Annotated in this window: 13 protein-coding genes; 7 read left to right on the top strand and 6 right to left on the bottom strand. The window is 70.6% G+C overall.

What is annotated here, in order from left to right; all coding sequences use genetic code 11:
- Positions 1–19: 19 nt before the first annotated feature.
- The gene (locus KEG38_RS03780) at positions 20–898 is read left to right on the top strand and encodes an aminotransferase class IV (protein ID WP_272417599.1); all 879 of its coding nucleotides are present in this window, start codon (positions 20–22) and stop codon (positions 896–898) included.
- A gap of 84 nt (positions 899–982) precedes the next feature.
- Here KEG38_RS03780 and KEG38_RS03775 read toward each other — a convergent pair whose 3' ends face one another.
- Genes KEG38_RS03775 through KEG38_RS03760 form a run of 4 tightly spaced genes read right to left on the bottom strand, consistent with a single transcriptional unit; the run spans position 983 to position 4,483 of the window.
- Positions 983–3,055 (bottom strand): hypothetical protein, encoded by a 2,073-nt coding sequence (locus KEG38_RS03775; RefSeq protein ID WP_272417598.1) that lies wholly within the window; start codon positions 3,053–3,055, stop codon positions 983–985.
- Positions 3,056–3,091: 36 nt separating this feature from the next.
- The gene (locus tag KEG38_RS03770; protein ID WP_272417597.1) at positions 3,092–3,472 is read right to left on the bottom strand and encodes a RidA family protein; all 381 of its coding nucleotides are present in this window, start codon (positions 3,470–3,472) and stop codon (positions 3,092–3,094) included.
- A 16-nt stretch (positions 3,473–3,488) separates the two neighbouring features.
- Complete coding sequence (recR, locus tag KEG38_RS03765; protein ID WP_272417596.1) at positions 3,489–4,160, bottom strand: recombination mediator RecR; 672 nt, start codon at positions 4,158–4,160, stop codon at positions 3,489–3,491.
- On the bottom strand, positions 4,160–4,483 hold the full coding sequence (locus tag KEG38_RS03760; RefSeq protein ID WP_272417595.1) for a YbaB/EbfC family nucleoid-associated protein: 324 nt from the start codon (positions 4,481–4,483) through the stop codon (positions 4,160–4,162). Before KEG38_RS03760 ends, recR begins: the two co-directional genes overlap by 1 nt.
- Positions 4,484–4,638: 155 nt before the next feature.
- Between KEG38_RS03760 and dnaX the strand changes: the two genes are divergently transcribed.
- Positions 4,639–6,642, top strand: coding sequence for a DNA polymerase III subunit gamma/tau (gene dnaX / locus KEG38_RS03755; protein ID WP_272417594.1), 2,004 nt, complete (start codon positions 4,639–4,641; stop codon positions 6,640–6,642).
- Between the two features lie 8 nt (positions 6,643–6,650).
- Positions 6,651–7,982 carry an MYXO-CTERM sorting domain-containing protein gene (locus KEG38_RS03750; RefSeq protein WP_272417593.1) on the top strand — a complete coding sequence of 444 codons (1,332 nt, stop codon included), beginning with the start codon at positions 6,651–6,653 and terminating at the stop codon, positions 7,980–7,982.
- Positions 7,983–7,985: 3 nt separating this feature from the next.
- Here the strand turns inward: KEG38_RS03750 and bioA are convergent, their stop codons facing one another.
- Both bioA and KEG38_RS55405 read right to left on the bottom strand, forming a co-directional pair.
- Entirely contained in the window at positions 7,986–9,323 is a 1,338-nt protein-coding gene (gene bioA / locus KEG38_RS03745; protein WP_272417592.1) for an adenosylmethionine--8-amino-7-oxononanoate transaminase, read from the bottom strand.
- Positions 9,320–10,894: a sensor histidine kinase gene (locus KEG38_RS55405; RefSeq protein ID WP_272417591.1), complete on the bottom strand. Its 1,575-nt coding sequence runs from the start codon at positions 10,892–10,894 to the stop codon at positions 9,320–9,322. The genes bioA and KEG38_RS55405 overlap by 4 nt, the downstream gene beginning before the upstream one ends.
- 386 nt (positions 10,895–11,280) lie before the next feature.
- Between KEG38_RS55405 and KEG38_RS03735 the strand changes: the two genes are divergently transcribed.
- The 4 genes from KEG38_RS03735 to KEG38_RS03720 are packed head-to-tail and all read left to right on the top strand — an operon-like array spanning position 11,281 to position 16,201.
- Positions 11,281–14,178: a vWA domain-containing protein gene (locus KEG38_RS03735; protein WP_272417590.1), complete on the top strand. Its 2,898-nt coding sequence runs from the start codon at positions 11,281–11,283 to the stop codon at positions 14,176–14,178.
- A complete protein-coding gene (locus tag KEG38_RS03730) occupies positions 14,160–15,335 on the top strand; it encodes a pre-peptidase C-terminal domain-containing protein (protein ID WP_272417589.1) in 1,176 nt (391 codons plus the stop codon). Before KEG38_RS03735 ends, KEG38_RS03730 begins: the two co-directional genes overlap by 19 nt.
- Positions 15,336–15,371: 36 nt before the next feature.
- A complete protein-coding gene (locus tag KEG38_RS03725) occupies positions 15,372–15,761 on the top strand; it encodes a (2Fe-2S) ferredoxin domain-containing protein (RefSeq protein WP_272417588.1) in 390 nt (129 codons plus the stop codon).
- Positions 15,758–16,201 carry a hypothetical protein gene (locus tag KEG38_RS03720; protein ID WP_272417587.1) on the top strand — a complete coding sequence of 148 codons (444 nt, stop codon included), beginning with the start codon at positions 15,758–15,760 and terminating at the stop codon, positions 16,199–16,201. The genes KEG38_RS03725 and KEG38_RS03720 overlap by 4 nt, the downstream gene beginning before the upstream one ends.
- Positions 16,202–16,217: the final 16 nt, after the last annotated feature.

Genomic DNA, 16,217 nt, shown 5'->3' with positions numbered 1-16,217 from the left:
ACGCTCCGCGGGGACGACCATGAGCCGCATCGCCTGCATCGACGGAAGGCTTCACGCGCCCGAGGACGCCAAGGTCTCGGTCTACGACCGCGGCTTCCTCTACGGCGACAGCGTCTTCGAGACCATCCGCACCTACCGCGGCCGCCCCTTCGCGCTCGACGAGCACGTGCAGCGCCTCGAACGATCGGCCGCGCAGGTCGCGATCCCCATGCCGATCGATCGGGCCGCGTTCGCCGCCGAGATCGAACATGCTCTCGCGGCCGCGGCGAACCCCGAGAGTTACGTACGCGCCACGCTCACACGTGGCTCCGGCCCGCTCGGCCTCGATCCGCGCCTCGCGACGCATCCGCTGCGCGTGATCCTTGTCGAGCAACTCGTGCTCCTCCCGGCGGCGATGTATCGCGATGGCGTCGCCGTCATCACGCATCGCACCGAGCGTGCTTGTGATGCTGCGCATGGCGCCAAGGTCGGCAACTACCTCGCCAGCGTGCTCGCGATCCGCAAGGCGTGTGACGTCGGCGCGCACGAAGCGCTCATCATCAACACGGCGGGACAGATCGTCGAAGGTACGACCTCCAACGTTTTCGTGGTGCGCGGACGAACGCTGATCACGCCGCCCGAGGAGGCGGGGATCCTCGCGGGCATCACGCGCGCGCACATCCTCGCGATCGCCGGCGAGGCAGGGCTCTCCGTCGAGCTACGTCCGCTCGTGCCCGATGACGTGCGCACGGCGGACGAGGTGTTCCTGTCGTCGAGCTTGCGGGAGCTCTTGCCGGTTGTCGCGGTCGACGGCGCGCCGATCGGCAGCGGCAAACCGGGCCCGAACACGCGGGCGCTGCACCTCGCGTTTCGGCGTCATGTGGGGATGGGCGACGCGAAGGCGCCCTGGGAAGGCTGAGCCTATTCCCCCCCGCAATTCTCCCCCTCTCCACGGAGTGGAGAGGGGGTTGGGGGGTGAGGTCTGTGGAGAAGGGGGGAACGATCAGGTCGACGCTTCCGCCGACCCCTCCGCGGGAGCCTGCGGGGCACCCTGCGGCGCCATCGGCGCCACCGGGATCCGCAGCGAGCCGCCGCCCTGTTGCGCGAGCACGCTGATCCCCTTCTGGAAGAAGCCCAGCAGGAAGGGAATCTCGTTCGGCGGCGACGTGATGAGCCCCGCCTCCTTCACCGCGCGCGCCACCGCGAGCACGTCCGTCGCACGGTCGCTCCCCTTCCGCGCGCGGACCGAGATCGCCGCGTCTCGCATCCGCGTCGCGACGACCGCGCGCGCCTCCGGCGAGAAGAAACGATCCGTCGCGCTCGCGATCTCCTCGCGCAGCGCCTCGTTCACGGCCTGCGGATCACGCACGCCCTCCGGCCCGAGCCGCTGGCCGAGCCGCTGGAGCAGATCCTCCAGGCTCCTGCGATCGGGCAGCCACGAACGGAACTCCGGCTCCTCGTGCAGCGTCGCCGAACCGGGCGCGCGGGCCCAGGCGATCTCGCTCGTGATCTCCGCTTCGAGATCGGCCACCGGATGCGACGGCTCGGCCTCGGGGCACGGCTCGACGAGCTCGCGACAGCCCTCGAACCCGAGCGGCACGATCTGCCCCGACGTCGCATTTTGCTTCCGCGCCGTGGCGATCCGATGACGCGCCCACTCCACGGACACGGGGGCCGGCGACACGCCGAGCCCTTCGAGCGCGCGGTTGCGGCCTTCCTTGAGCTGCGACCCGCTCATCCACGCGCTGCCCGCGTTCAGGATGCCGATCGGGTCCCTCACGATCACCTCGGCCAGGTGGTAACGACCGCTCGCGTCGCGGCTCGTGATCGAGATGGCCGACGTCCCGCTGCCGTCGGGCGGCAGGAACGTCGCTTCGAGCGCCACCTCGGCCCGCGTGTCCACGCGCGCCACCCGCGGCCGCGTCGGGATCGTCGTCCCGCGCGACTTCAGGATGTTGATCGCGCGACGCGCGGCCTTGCGCGCGGCGCCCGGCGCCTCGTCCGCGTCGGCCACCGCCGCGATCGCCTCCACGTTCGAGCCCGCGAGCCACGCGTCCACGAGCGCCGCGCTGCGGTCGCCTGCCTTGCGTGCGGCCTCCACGGCCGTGTCCCAGCCGGCCGACAGATCGGCCGCCTCGAACGCCGGGGCTACCGCGGCCGCCGGGGCCTCCGTGGCGCCTTCCGCTTTCACGGGCTGCGCCGGGGCCTTGCCCTTCGCCTGCGCGGCCTTCGCCTTCGCGGCGAGGGCTTCCTTTGCCGTCAGCGCCGGCTTCGGCGCGGAAGCCTTCGGACCGCCGCTCGCCTTCGGGGGCGGCGCGATGATCGTCACGATGTTCGGCTTCGGCGCGGCCGGCTTCGCGACGGGCGCGGGCGCGGCCGGCTTTGCGGGCGGCGCGGCCGGCTTCGCGGCGGCGGCCGGCTTCGCCTGGGCCTCCCCAGCGGGCGCGACGGCGCTCGGCGCGCCGGCTTGCGGACGATCACGACGCGGGCCTGCGCCCTCCGGACGCGGACCACGATCCGGCCTCGGACCTCGATCCGGCCTCGGACCACGATCCGGACGCGGACCACGATCCGGCCTCGGGCCCCGATCCGGACGCGGGCCTCGATCGAGACGCGGCGGCCTCTCGCCGCCTTCGGCGCGGGCTTCCCCGGGCGGGGCGCCGGGACGGGCGGGCCGGGCCGGGCCCATGGCCGAGCGCGCGGCGTTCGGGCCGGGCCGCGGACGCATCCCTTCTTCCTGACGCGGCACGAAGTCGCCGCCGGTGTCCCTGCGGGGACCGCGGGGCGGCGGCCTGCCGCTGCTCGGCCTTGCGGTGCCGGCGGGCGGGCGGGGCCCACGCATGTCGATCCGGCGCACGCCTTCGGGCCTACCGCCGGGGCTCGGGGGCTTCGGCGCGGATGCGGCGGCGCCTTCACCTGCGGCCGGCGCCTGCTTCGCCTCCCCGGCTTCTTGCGTGGGTGTTGCCTCCGCAGTCGGGCTGTCGGTGCCGGGCTCGCCCTCGCGCCGCGTGCTCGCTGAGCGGACGATCCTGCGCGTCTTCTTCTCGGGGTTGTCGCTATCGTCCTTGGTGGTCATTTCGAGGCTCCCCTGGGGATTGGCTTTGCCCAGGCGTCAAACATGGGCAATCGCATCGATTTCGACGGCGGCGCCCTTCGGCAGCGCCGACACTTGAATGGTCACGCGTGCGGGCGGCTCGGCGCCCACGACTTCTCCGTAAATCCGGTTGACGACCGCGAAATCGCCGAGATCGACGAGCCAGATCGTCGTCCGCACGACGTCGGGCCACGACGCGCCGGCGGCGCGGAGCACCGCGCCGAGGTTGGCGAGCGCTTGCTTCGTCTGCGCCTCGATCCCGCCCGCGACGAGCTCACCCGTCTTCGGGTCGATGGGGATCTGGCCGCTGCAAAACACGAGGTTCCCGGCGCGCGTGGCCTGCGAGTACGGGCCGATCGCGGCGGGGGCGTCGTTCGTGGAAATGATGGTTTTCGACATCTCTCGTACCCTCCGTTCAGCCGAAGCTCTTCCGGCCCTCGATGGCGCGGCCGAGCGTGACTTGATCGGCGAACTCGAGGTCACCGCCGTGGGGCACGCCGCTCGCGATGCGGGTCACGCGTGCGCCGAGCGAGGCCATCTCGCGCGCCACGAGCAGCGCCGTCGCCTCGCCGTCCACCGACGGCGGCGTCGCCACGAGCACCTCGCTCACGGGCGCCTCGGGATCCTTCACGATTCGCCGCAGCCGCTCAAGCGGCAGATCCTCGGCCGAGATCCCGTCGAGGGGTGAGAGCAGCCGTCCGAGCACGAAGTATTTTCCGCGCATCACGCCGCTCCGCTCGATGGCGAGCAGGTCTTGCACCCGCGCGACCACGCAGAGCAGCGCCTTGTCGCGCCGCTCGTCTCGGCAGATCGCGCAACGCACGGGCTCGTCCGGCTGCGCGCCTTCGGCGAGCTCGGCGATGTTGCCGCAGCGGTCGCAGGGCCTCACGTGGTCGCGCAGCGTGGCGAGCTCGGTGCCGAGATCACGCGCGACCTCCTCGTCCGCTGTCGCCAGGAACAGGGCGAAGCGCTGCGCGGTCTTCTCGCCGACGCCGGGCAGCCGCGCGAACAGGTGCGCGACGCGGGTGAGGCGTTCCGGCAGAGAAGAGGTGCGCGTGACGTAGGAGGTGGGGCTCCGCGTGGCCACTACGTGTGCATTCCCGGGATCTTCACGCCGCCCGTGACCTTCGCGATCTCGGCTTCGACGTGCTTGTCGGCTTGCTCGAGCGCCGAGTTCGCTGCGACCGCCACCGCGTCGAGGGCCATCTCCAGGCCCTCGGCGGCGAGAAAGTCCGGATCGATCGCGATCTTCCGGACCTTGCCTTCGCAGGTCACGGTGACCGAGACCTTGTCCGACGCGGCGGTCGCCGAGATCTCGTGGTCCTTGATCTTGGCTTTCGCCTCGTCGATTTTGCGCTGCATCCGGGCCGCTTGGCGGACCAGCTCGTTCATTCCACCGCGAAATTGCATGGGAGGAGCGTGTATGCCGTGAAGTCGGCTGGGCTGCAAGGCCGGACGAACGCCCCGGCGCGCCTCATCGTCCTCCCTTGCCCGCCGCGTCGGTCCGGCTGCGGGGGACTGGGTAGGGAGACGCCAGCACGCCTTTCTGCTACGTCGAGGCGGCGATGAGCTACGTCGTCCTCGCGCGCAAGTACCGACCGCAGTCGTTCGAGGATCTCGTCGGTCAGGGGCACGTCTCGACCACGCTCGAGAACGCGATCGCCAAGAACCGCGTCGCGCACGCCTTCTTGTTCACGGGCGTCCGCGGCGTCGGCAAGACGACGAGCGCGCGCATCCTCGCGAAATCGCTCAACTGCGTGAAGGGTCCGACGTCGAAACCCTGCCAGGAGTGCCCTCCTTGCAAGGAGATCACCGTCGGCAGCGACGTCGACGTCCAGGAGATCGACGGCGCGAGCTACACCGGCGTCGACGACGTCCGCAAGCTCCAGGAGAGCCTGCCGTACCGGCCTTCGCGCGACCGGTTCAAGATCTTCATCGTGGACGAGGTCCACATGCTCTCGAACAACGCGTGGAACGCGTTCCTCAAGACGCTCGAGGAGCCGCCGCCCCACGTGAAGTTCATCTTCGCGACGACCGAGGTCCACAAGATCCCGGTCACGATCCTGAGCCGCTGCCAGCGCTACGACTTCAAGCTCATCAGCGCGCTCTCGATCACGTCGCGCCTGCGCTTCGTCCTCGACCGCGAGGGCGTCGCCTACGAGGACGCGGCGCTCTCCATCATCGCCCGCGAGGCCGCGGGCAGCATGCGCGACGCGATGAGCTTGCTCGATCAGGTCCTCGCGTGGGTCGGCGTCGACGGCGACAAGCTCACGGCCGAGGGCGTCGCGCGCGTCCTCGGCGTCGCGGATCGCTCGGTCCTCCATGGGCTCGCGGCCGCGCTCGTCGACGGCGACGCCGAGGCATGCCTGCGCACGGTCTCCGACCTCGCGCATCAGGGCTACGATCTGCCGCACGTCGCGCGGGATTTCCTCGCGCATTTGCGGGACCTCGTGGTCGCCAAGGTCTCCGCGGATCCGACGGGCCTGCTCGACCTCGCCGACAGCGAGCTCGCCGACGTGAAGGCCCTCGCGGCACGCGCCGAGGCGGACGACCTCACGCGCTTGCATCAAGGGTTCTCGCGTTCGTTCGATGACGTCACCCGGAGCGGCCAGCCACGCGCGGCGCTGGAGATGACGCTCGTCCGCCTCGCGCGCCGGCCGCCGCTCATGCCGGTGGACGATCTCTTGCGGCGGATCGGGGAGATGGAGCGTCGCCTGCTCGGCGGCGGCGGAGGCGGCGGCGCGCCTTCGGGGAGCGTCGGGCACGGCAGACCCATGCAAGGCGGCGGAACCCCGCCAGGCCAGCGCCGAGGGGCCTCCGCCGACCCGTCGCCCGGTCCATCAGCCGCGAACGTCGCTCCAACCACATTTTCGGCGCCTCCGGCACCCGCGAACGGGGTCGCGCACGGTCCGTCGACCTCCTCGCCACCTTCGAACGGGGTCGCGCACGGACGGCCTCCGTACGCGCCTCCCACGAATGGGGCTGCGCACGGAGCCGCGACCTTTTCAGCGCCCACGAACGGCGCTCCGCACGGTCGGCCTTCGTTCGCACCTCCCACGAACGGCGCCGCGGCACGGCCTTCGACCGTTCCGCCTCCTGCCGAGGGCGTATCCCGAGGACCTTCCGCCCCGAACCCCGCCGATCTCGCTGCCTTTCGCGCCGTGATCGAGCTCGTCCGCGCCAAGCGCGCTCCCCTCGCCTCCGTCCTCGAACATGCCGCGCTGGTCCGCATCGGCCCCGACGGCATCGTGCTCGGCTTCGAGGCCAACTCCTTCCTCGGCAAGCAAGCGCAGGAGCCCGTCGCCATAGAGGCCATCCGCGCCGCCCTCGCCGCGCATTACGGCGGCAAGCCCGACGTCACCTTCGAAGCGCTCCGCCCCCAGAGCGGCGCGGTCACGCTCGCGCAGATCGAGGGCGCCGGCCTCCGCGCCCGCCTCGACAACGCGCGCCGCGCCATCGCGGATCACCCCCTCGTCACGGCCGCGATCGAGCTGCTCGGCGCCGAGCTCCGTGACGTCCGCCTCGGACAGGAAGACGCCGCCGCCGCCGAGCGCATGTCCACGCGCTAGGATCGGCCATGCGCTTGCTACCCTTCGCCGCGGCGATCGCGGCCCTCTCGCTCCTCGTGCCCGCCGAATCCCACGCGAACGGGCGCTTCCCCATCGCCGACCAGCTCGTCGTCGATCCCAAGGATCCTTCGCACATCGTCCTCCGCACCACGTACGGCGTCCTCGAGAGCTCCGACGCGGGCGGCACCTGGTCGTGGATCTGCGAGGGCGCGGTCGGCTACGGCGGCACCCAGGATCCGGCCATCGGCGTGCTCGGCGACGGAACGATCCTCGCCGGCGTCTTCGAAGGCCTCAGCGTGAGCCACGATCGCGGCTGTTCCTGGGGCTTCGTCCAGGATCCCTTGAAAGACGAGTACGTCATCGACGTCTCCGTCCACCGCGACGACCCCTCGCGCGGCGTCGCCATCACCTCCACCGGCAAGGGCACCGACGGCTTCCACGTGATCCTCGCCGAGACCGCCGACAACGGCGCCACCTGGACGCAGGCCGGCACGCCGATCCTGAGCGATTTCATCGCCCTCACGGTCGACGTCGCGCCCTCGAAGCCCGAACGCATCTACGCGAGTGGCATCGTGGGCAAATCCTTCGCGCCCGCGATCGAGCGCTCCGACGATCGTGGCGCCACGTGGACGCGCACCTACCTCGACGCCTCCTTCGCGAGCGGCGTCCCCTTCCTCGCCGCGATCGACCCGCAAAACCCCGACCGCGTTTACCTGCGCCTGAGCGCCGATCCCGTCGACAAGCTCCTCGTCAGCGAAGACGCGGGCGCGAGCTTCACCGAGGTCTTCACGGCCGCGGACGATCTGCTCGGCTTCGCCCTCTCACCCGACGGCACGCGCGTCGCGGTCGGCGGCCCCAAGGACGGCGTCCAGATCGCGAACGCGGCCGATCTCGCGTTCCAGAAGGTCAGCGACATCTACACGCGTTGCCTCACGTGGACGACCGCGGGCATCTATGCGTGCGGCAACCAGTTCGACGACGGCTTCACGGTCGGCTTCTCGAAGGACGAGGGCAAGACGTTCGAGAACCTCTACAACCTGCCCGACATCTGCCCGCTCGCATGCGGCGAGGGGGCGACGACGCCGGCCGCGTGCCTGATGACCTGGCCCGGCATCGCGGCGACGCTCGCGATCGATCCGTGCGCGTGTGACGGCAGCGGAGCCGTCACCTGCGGCGGCGGCGACGGCGGCGTGCCGCGCGAGCTCGAACCGGCGGGCGGATGTGATTGCGGCCTCGGAAGCGCGTCGAGTGCATCCGGCGCGGCCGTCGTGGCTGGGCTCGGTGCGCTCGTGCTTCGCTTGCGTCGCCGCAGGGCTCGCTTGGGGAGAGAGCGCGCGTAACGGCTACCGCAGCACCGCCCGCACGCTTTCCTCGACGATCCCAAGCAACGTCTCGAGCTCGTCGTCCGCGATCGTGAGCGGCGGCGCCACGTACACCACGTCGCCGAGCGGCCGTAGATACGCCCCGCGCCGCCGCGCCTCCGCGAACACCCGCCATCCGAGCCCGCCGAGGTAACTCGCGCCCTTCGACAGATCGAGCGCCCCGATCATCCCGAGCGATCGCGCCCGCGAAACCCCCGGGATCGCGCCCATCGCCGCGAACGCCTTCGTGATCCGCGCGGCCTTCGGCTGGGCCTTCGCGAGGATCTCCTCCTCGCGGAAGATCGCGAGCACCTCGCGCGCGATGGCCGCGCCGAGCGGGTTTCCGCAGAACGAGTGCCCGTAATAAAAGGCTCGGGTTGGCGCGCCGAGGAACGCGTCGAAGACCCGCGGCGACGCGAGCGTCGCCGCCATCGGGAACATGCCGCCGGAAAACCCCTTCGCGAGGCACATCAGATCGGGCGTGATCCCGGCGTGCTCGCACGCCCACATCGGCCCCGTGCGCCCGTAGCCCGTGAACACCTCGTCGATCACGAGCAGTACGTCGTACCGATCGCAGAGCGCACGCGCATGCCGCAGGTACGCCGCGTCGTACATCCGCATCCCCGTCGCGCCTTGCACGAGCGGCTCCAGCACCACCGCCGCGATCGTGTCGCTGCCCTCCGCGAGCAGCTTCTCGAGCGCTTCGAAGGCCCGCGCATAGCCTGCATCTGCCGGCGTATCTCCCTCGGGCGGCGGCACGTGGATGCACTCCATGAGCACGCCTGCGAAGGGCTTGCGAAACACCTCCACGCCCCCGAGGCTCGTCGCGCCGATCGTCTCGCCGTGGAACGCGCCGTCGAGCGCCACGAACCTCCGCCGCTCGGGCCGCCCTTCGTTGTGCCACATCTGCAGCGCGAGCTTCAGCGCGACCTCCACCGCCGTCGAGCCGTCGTCGCTGTAGAACACTTTTCCGAGCCCCGGCGGCGCGATCGCCACGATCTCCTCGCCGAGCACCGCCGCGCCCTCGTGCGTCACACCCGCGAGCGACACGTGGCAGAGCTTCTCGGCCTGACGCGCGAGCGCCGCCACGAGCCGCGGGTGGTTGTGCCCCAGCGTCGCGACCCACCAGCTCGAGTTCGCGTCGAGGTAGCTCCGCCCATCCACGTCGAAGAACCGCGCGCCCGAAGCCCGCTCGACGACCAGCGGATCCACCTCGTCGATGTACCGCTGCATCGGCGTGTACGGGTGCCACACGTACCGCTTGTCCGCGCGCACGATCTCCGCGCGCCGCTGGGCCCTTTGATCTACGCCTCTCGTCACGCTTTCCTCCCGGCGAACGCGCGCCGGACTTCCACCGGCATCGGCGGAAGCGAGCTCGTCCGGTTGATCTCTGGCGGCACCGATCTCCGCCCCGGCATGGGCTCGCCCTGCTGTGGCAAGAAGATCCGCACCTCCGTCCCCGCGCCCACGTCGCTCTGGATCGACAGCCGCCCGCCGTGCGCGTCCACGATCCGCGCCACGATCGCGAGGCCGAGCCCCGTCCCCGCCGCGCGCGTCGTGAAGAACGGATCGAGCGCGCGATCTCGCACCGACGTGTCCATCCCCTCGCCCGTGTCCGCGATGCGCACCTCGACCCCGCTCGCGCCGCTCTCCGCGTGCGGCACGAGCGTCACCGTCAAGGAGCCGCCACCCGGCATCGCTTGCAGCGCGTTCGTCACGATGTTCTCGAACACCTGCCGGAGCAGCATCGGATCCGCCTGGATCCGCTCGAGCGGCTCGGGCTCCACGAGCGTCACCTTCACGCTCGTCTGGTTCTGCGACAGCGCGAGCGCGCGCTCCACGATCTCGCGCGGCGACACGGGCTGACGCTCGCAGCGCACCGGCCGCGCGTACCGCAAGAGATCCCCCACGAGCCGGTTCAACCGCGACGCCTCCTCGTCGAGGATCCCGAGCAGCGTCTGCCGATCGTCCTCGCCGAGCCCTTCACGCCGGAGCGTCGCCACCGCGGTCGTGATGATCGCCAAAGGATTGCGCACCTCGTGCGCGATCACCGCCGACAGCTCTCCCACGGCCGCGAGCTGCTCCTTGCGCACGAGCTCCGCTTGCGCCGCGCGCAGCTCCTCGTAGGCCCGCGCGATCTCCGCCGACCGCTGCTTCAGCTCCGACGCGCGCTCCTCCAGCCTTTGCCGCAGCGACACGTACCGCGACAGGAGCGACATCACGACGCCCATCACGAACGCCGCGTATCCATACGGGCTCGTGAGCGGCTTGCCTTGCCGGAGCACGGCGTAGAACCCGTCGTAGCCCGTGCTCACGACGAGCGCGAGCGCGCCCCACAAGGACGGGAGCAGATCCGTTCGCCCGCGCAGCGCGCTCCGCACGAACACCAGCGCCGCGAAGATCGCCGTCGCGAACGAGCCGATCGACAGCACGGCCGCGAGCGGATGCGCCGGCGTCGTGACCTCCACGACCGAGAGCCCGAGCAGTGTCACCGGCGCTTCGGCCACGGTGTCGAACTGCCGCACGTGCAAGACCACGCTCGCGCCCCCGAGCAGCACCGCCGCGCCGTAGATCGCGAAGAGCACGCGTGGCGTGAGCCGCATCTGCGAGAGCTGCGCGACCACGTGCGCGAGCACCGCCGCCGCGAGCATGCGCCCCACGTCCGACGCGAGCAGCGCGCCCCGCACGAAGGCCGCGTCTCGCATCACGTGCAGCGCCGCCACGCCTGCCGTGTGCACCGACAGCGTGAGGCAGAGGAACCCGAACAGGACGAAGTCGACCTCGCGCCCGCGGATCCGCTCCTTCCGCCGCGCGACGAAGCAGAACGTGGCGATCGCGACGTACGCGACCACCCACGCGCTCAAGAATCCGGCGATGGAGTGGGCGTGCACGGTCCTTGGAGCTTTCCCCGATCCTGCGAGCGAGGGCCATCGGGAACCGGCCGCATCCTCGGGCCGGGAAGGGCCTGCGCCCGGGCCGAGCATGCGCGTGGACCCGGGCCTCGACAAGCCCGTTTTTCGCGGCGCGCGCCCCTCTACCCTACCCGCGCCCGAGGCCCCGTACGCCGGTTGTGAAACGGTTGCGGCCTGCGCAACTTTTTCCCCGGTAGACGCCGTTACCAGGCTCCTCGATTGCGAAGCCACCCACGCGCATTCCGCCTCCGCGCCTGGCCCTTCGTGTGGACGCGGCCTGACCGTTCGGGGCACGTTGCTTGCTTCTTTCGCCCCGGATCCTGCAGTCTTGCTTGTTGCGAAGGATCCACCGGAGGTTTCGACCCATGGCGCGTGCGTCGGGCAGATCGACAGGGACGCTCGAAAAGAACGGCTCGTCCGGCGCGGGATCCCGCGTGGCTCTCCGATCGACCTTCGCCCTCGTGATGCTCGTCCTCGCGCCTCTGGGCGTGGTCTTCGCCGCGTGCTCGGCCGAGGGGCCGCTCGGGGCGCGGCCCGGCGAGGGAGGTAGCGGCGGCAGCGGCGGCGGCGGCGGGACTGGCGCCGGGACGAGCACGGGACCCTGCGTGGATGGTCAGGTACGCGAGTGCCACGTCACGATCGGCGAGCAAAACGGGATCCTCACCTGCCTCGACGGCACGCAGACGTGCGTCGAAGGCACGTGGGCCCCCTGCGCCGACGGCACCATCTCCTCGCGCATCGCGCCGCCGAAGGGGAAGATCCGCGAGACCTCCGCGCGCCCCGACGACGACGGCCAAGGCGGCATCATCATCCTGAGCCACGTCTCGGGCCCGTGCGTCAACAACCCCTGCGATCCCTCGTGCCAGGTCTTCGACGAGCAGCCCGACGCCGGCCTCACGCCCGAGGCCGGGGGCAGCGTCTACAACTGGCAAAACGGCGACCTCAGCGACTTTCCGAACGGCCTCGTGAACAAGGGCCTGAAGGAGCCGTGCGCGCAGGCGAGCGACTGCCAGTTCAACATGCAGTGCGAGAGCCCGACCTCGAACACGTGCTCGCACCACAAGTGCAGTGTCGGCGAAGGGCTCTACCCCGAGTGTGATCCGTGCGTGAAGACGATCTGCACGGCGGATCCGACCTGCTGCCTCATCCCGTACAGCGGCACCTGCGCGCACGACCCGTGCGTCACGGGCGTCGGCCTGAAGAAGACCTGCAGCACCTGTGTGAACACGGTCTGCACGGCCAACCCGACCTGCTGCACCGGCACGTGGACGCAGGCTTGCGTGGACGCCTTCGCCACCGCTTGCCCGAAGAGCTGCGCCGGGGTGCAGGGGAGCTGGACGCCGAGCTGCGTCGACAAGGTCTACAGCCTCTGCGGCGCCGACTGCAAAACCGACCCGCCCTGCGCGCACGACAAGTGCTACTCGGGCGCCGCGCTGAACGCCGCTTGTGACGCGTGCGTCGCCACGATCTGCCAGGCGAGTCCGTCCTGCTGCACGACGAAGTGGGACAACCTCTGCGTCGACAAGGTCAAGACGCTCTGCAACGAGAGCTGCCCCGTGAAGGGCGCGTGCACGCCGTGGCTGCCCGGCGAGACCGACCCGAAATGCCCAGGGATCGACCTCTCCGTCGGCGTTCCGTGCAACGGCGTCGTGCCCGTCTGCAACCACGGACAAACCCAGGCGCCTGCGGGCATCCGCCTCGTCCACTTCCCGGCGAACTCGCAGCAGTACCCGAAGTGCGCGCCCGATCAGACGCACGCCGGCATGATGGAGTGCCTCACACAGCAGCCCATCCCGCCCGGCCAGTGCATCAACGTCGACGCGAACGCCTGCGGCATCGGCAACGGCAACCGCGAGATCATGATCAACCCGCCGAAGAAGACGGCGGCAAACCCTTACGTCACCGAGTGCTTCTGCGAGAACAACTGGTCGCTCGCGAGCGGCGGCAACGCCTGCGAGCCGCCTGATTGCTCCTCCGTCACGAGCCGGACGATCCGCCCCGTGAACATGTTCGTCCAGTTCGACCGCTCCGGCTCGATGACCACGAACGATCGCTGGGGCAAGACCACGGGCGCGCTGAAGGCGTTCTTCTCGGACCCCGCGTCCGCCGGCATCGGCGTCGCGCTGCGCTTCTGGGAGCACTACAAGCCCGTCACCGGCTGCGACGACACGAACTGCAGCATCGACGCGTGCGCGGTCCCGCTCGTCCCGCTCGCCAAGCTCACGACCGCGTCTGCGCCCACCGACACGCAAGAGCAGAAGCTCCTCAACGAGATCAACAACACCCTGCCCGCCGCCGACACGCCGCTCCTGCCCGCGCTCGCCGGCGCCGAGAAGTGGGCCAAGGCCTACCAGCAGGCGAACCCGAACCAGCAGACCGTCGTCGTGTTCGTCACCGACGGCTACCCGAACTCCTGCGGCACCGACTCGAACACGATCGCGGGCTACGCCGAGGACGCGTTCGTCAACGCCGGCGTGCTCACGTACGCGATCGGCATCCAGGACGCGAACGTCGCCTTGATGAACCTCATCGCGCAGAAGGGCGGCACGGCCAACGCGTTCTTCGTCACCGATCAGGGCGACGCGCAGCAGCAGATGCTCTCCGCGCTGCTCGAGATCAAGGGTGACGTCGTCGCGTGCGAGTTCGACCTGCCGAACGCGGGCCTCTTCGATCCGACGGACGCGACGGTCACGTTCATGCCCGCGTCGGGCAACGCCGTGGCCTTCGCCAAGGTCGCGAGCCAGGCCGCGTGCGGGAACGGCTGGTACTACGACAACGCCCAGAACCCGACGAAGATCTTCCTCTGCCCGAACACGTGCCAGACGGTGCTGAACTCGGCCGGCGCCACGATCGACGTCGAGCTCGGCTGCCCGGGCGCGTACACCGCGCAGACGTTCACGCACGTCTACCAGGCCACCTGCCCCACGGGCACCAAGGTGCAGTGGGGCTACCTCGCCTACGACAGCGTCACGCCCGGCGACTCGAACCTCCTCTTCGCCGCGCGCACCGCGGACACCGCGGCCGCGCTCTCGGGCGCGTTCACCACGCTCGCGACGGCCAAGTCTTCGCCCGTCGACACGCAGCTCTGCACGATGGCCGGCCCCTCGCCTTGCCCGGTCGACGTGTACACGAAGCTCGGTTTGCCCGGCGCGCGGCAGTCGTTCCTCGAGTTCTCCGTCACCTTCAACCCGACCGCCAACAAGGGCGCCGCGCCGACCCTCAACGGCTGGGAGATCACCTACTCGTGCGTCGACAGCGAATGACCTCGCCGCTCTGGTCCCTCGCCGCGCTCTTCGGCCTCGCGCTCGTCGCGTGCGGCGAGGACAAGCTCCCGCCGCGCCCCACCACCAGCTCGTCGAGCTCCGGCAGCGGAGGACAAGGCGGCGCGGGCGGACAAGGCGGCGCGGGCGGCGTGGGTGGACAAGGCGGCGCGGGCGGCATCGGCGGGCAAGGCGGCACGGGCGGCAGCCCTCCCGAACCCGTCTGCGGCGACGGCAACTTGAACCCCGAGATCGGCGAAGAGTGCGACGACGGAAACCCCGGCGGCGCCGATCTCTGCGACGCGAACTGCAAGCTCGTCACGAGCGAGACCGAGCCAAATGACACGCCCGCGCAGGCGAACGCGTGGAGCTCACCGTGGGGCGCCGAGATCGCGCCCGCCGGCGACGTCGACGTCTTCTCGTTCGATCTGCCCGCGGCCGCGAGCCTCGTCGTCGAGACCCGCGATCCGGGCGACGGCGCATGCGCCGCGTCGAAGCTCGACACCTTCGTCGAGATCCTCGGCTCGAACGGCGCCACCGTCCTCGCGAGCGACGACGACGCGGGCGAGGGCTACTGCTCGCGCGCCACGCTCTCACACGTCGATCCGGGCCTCTACTACGCGCGCGTCACGGCCGCGCCCGACGTCCCGAGCTCCACGTTCCACTACCGTCTCGTGATCGACGCCATCGCCAACACCTGCGGCGACGGCGTGCGCACGCCCGGCGAGCAGTGCGACGACGGCGGCACCACCGCGGGTGATGGATGCAGCCCGACCTGCAAGCTCGAGATCCACGAGACCGAGCCGAACGACACGATCGCCCAGGCGAACACCTACGCGAGCGGCTGGCAGGCGATCCTCTCGCCCGTCATGGACGCCGACTACGTCTCCGTCCAGGTTGCGGCGAGTGGCTCCGTGATCACCGCGCAGACGGGCGACGCTGGCCTCGGCGGCTGCGTGATGAGCACGCTCGACACGATCCTCACGATCTTCGACGCCACCGGCAAAGAGCTCGTCACGAACGACGACGCCTTCGGCTACTGCTCGCTCGCCAAGGCGGAGAACGTCGCGGCTGGCACGTACTACGTGCGCGTCACGGCGGGCGGCCGCGCCTCGGATCCGAGCTACTACGGCCTCTCCGTCTCTGTCACGACCCCCTGACTTGACCGCCGGAAGCCCCGGCGTAAGGCTCGCGTCGTGCCTCAGCGCAAGCGTTACCTCTTCGTCTGCGTGAACCGCCGCCCCGACGGCACTCCCAAGGGCTCGTGCGCGCAGCGCGGCGCCGTCGAGATCCACGCCGCCCTCAAGTCCGAGCTCCAGGCGCGTGGCCTCGCGAAGACCGAGGTGCGCGCCTGCACGTCGAGCTGCCTCGACGTCTGCTGGGCCGGCCCGGCGATCGCTGTCGAGCCCGACGGCTACTTCTACGGCCGCGTCACGATGGAGGACGTCCCCGCGATTGCCGAGGCCTTCGCGAACGGCACCCGCGTCGAGCGACTCGTTTTGCCCTCCAACGATTTCGACGAGAAGACCTCCGCTCCCCCGCTCCCCGTCCCGCAGCCCAAGCCCGTGGAGGGCGGCGAGCCGTGAGTGGCTTCGAGTTCCGCGAGACGATGGCGGGCAGCTACCACCGCGTGGACGAGCCTCACAAAGAGCGACCTCTCGCGTTCACGATCCGCGCCAAGAGCGCCCCGCTCCTCCGTTTCCTCCGCCGCCCCGTGGTCGAGATCGAGGGCGCGATCGACGCCCCGGGCCTCGCGGATCACCGCTACCTCCGCGGCACCCTCGGCATGGACCTCCTGCGCACGGGCACGCTCCCCTACGCGTTCCACTTCCGGGGCGACGACGACAAACCGTACGTCTTCGAAGGCCAGAAAGACGTCTCCGCGCGGGAGCTCGTCGAATCGATGACCGTGCTCCCCGGCGCCATCAAGAACGAGGAAGGCGCCATCGTCGCTCGCGCGCTCCTGCGCTTCGACGCCCGCAGCGACCTCGTCAAATTCTTGAAGAGCTTCCGGCTCTCTCGTTGACTGCTCTCATTCTCCG

This window comes from Polyangium jinanense (assembly GCF_028435265.1).
Lineage (GTDB): Bacteria > Myxococcota_A > Polyangia > Polyangiales > Polyangiaceae > Polyangium > Polyangium jinanense.
This window is presented reverse-complemented; position numbering and strand designations above follow the sequence as displayed.

Bases quoted from the DNA above. Each gene is read 5' to 3' on its own strand.
- KEG38_RS03780 (WP_272417599.1), top strand. From the start codon at position 20: ATGAGCCGCATCGCCTGCATCGACGGAAGGCTTCACGCGCCCGAGGAC.
- KEG38_RS03775 (WP_272417598.1), bottom strand. From the start codon at position 3,055: ATGACCACCAAGGACGATAGCGACAACCCCGAGAAGAAGACGCGCAGG.
- KEG38_RS03770 (WP_272417597.1), bottom strand. From the start codon at position 3,472: ATGTCGAAAACCATCATTTCCACGAACGACGCCCCCGCCGCGATCGGC.
- KEG38_RS03760 (WP_272417595.1), bottom strand. From the start codon at position 4,483: ATGCAATTTCGCGGTGGAATGAACGAGCTGGTCCGCCAAGCGGCCCGG.
- dnaX (WP_272417594.1), top strand. From the start codon at position 4,639: ATGAGCTACGTCGTCCTCGCGCGCAAGTACCGACCGCAGTCGTTCGAG.
- KEG38_RS03750 (WP_272417593.1), top strand. From the start codon at position 6,651: ATGCGCTTGCTACCCTTCGCCGCGGCGATCGCGGCCCTCTCGCTCCTC.
- KEG38_RS03735 (WP_272417590.1), top strand. From the start codon at position 11,281: ATGGCGCGTGCGTCGGGCAGATCGACAGGGACGCTCGAAAAGAACGGC.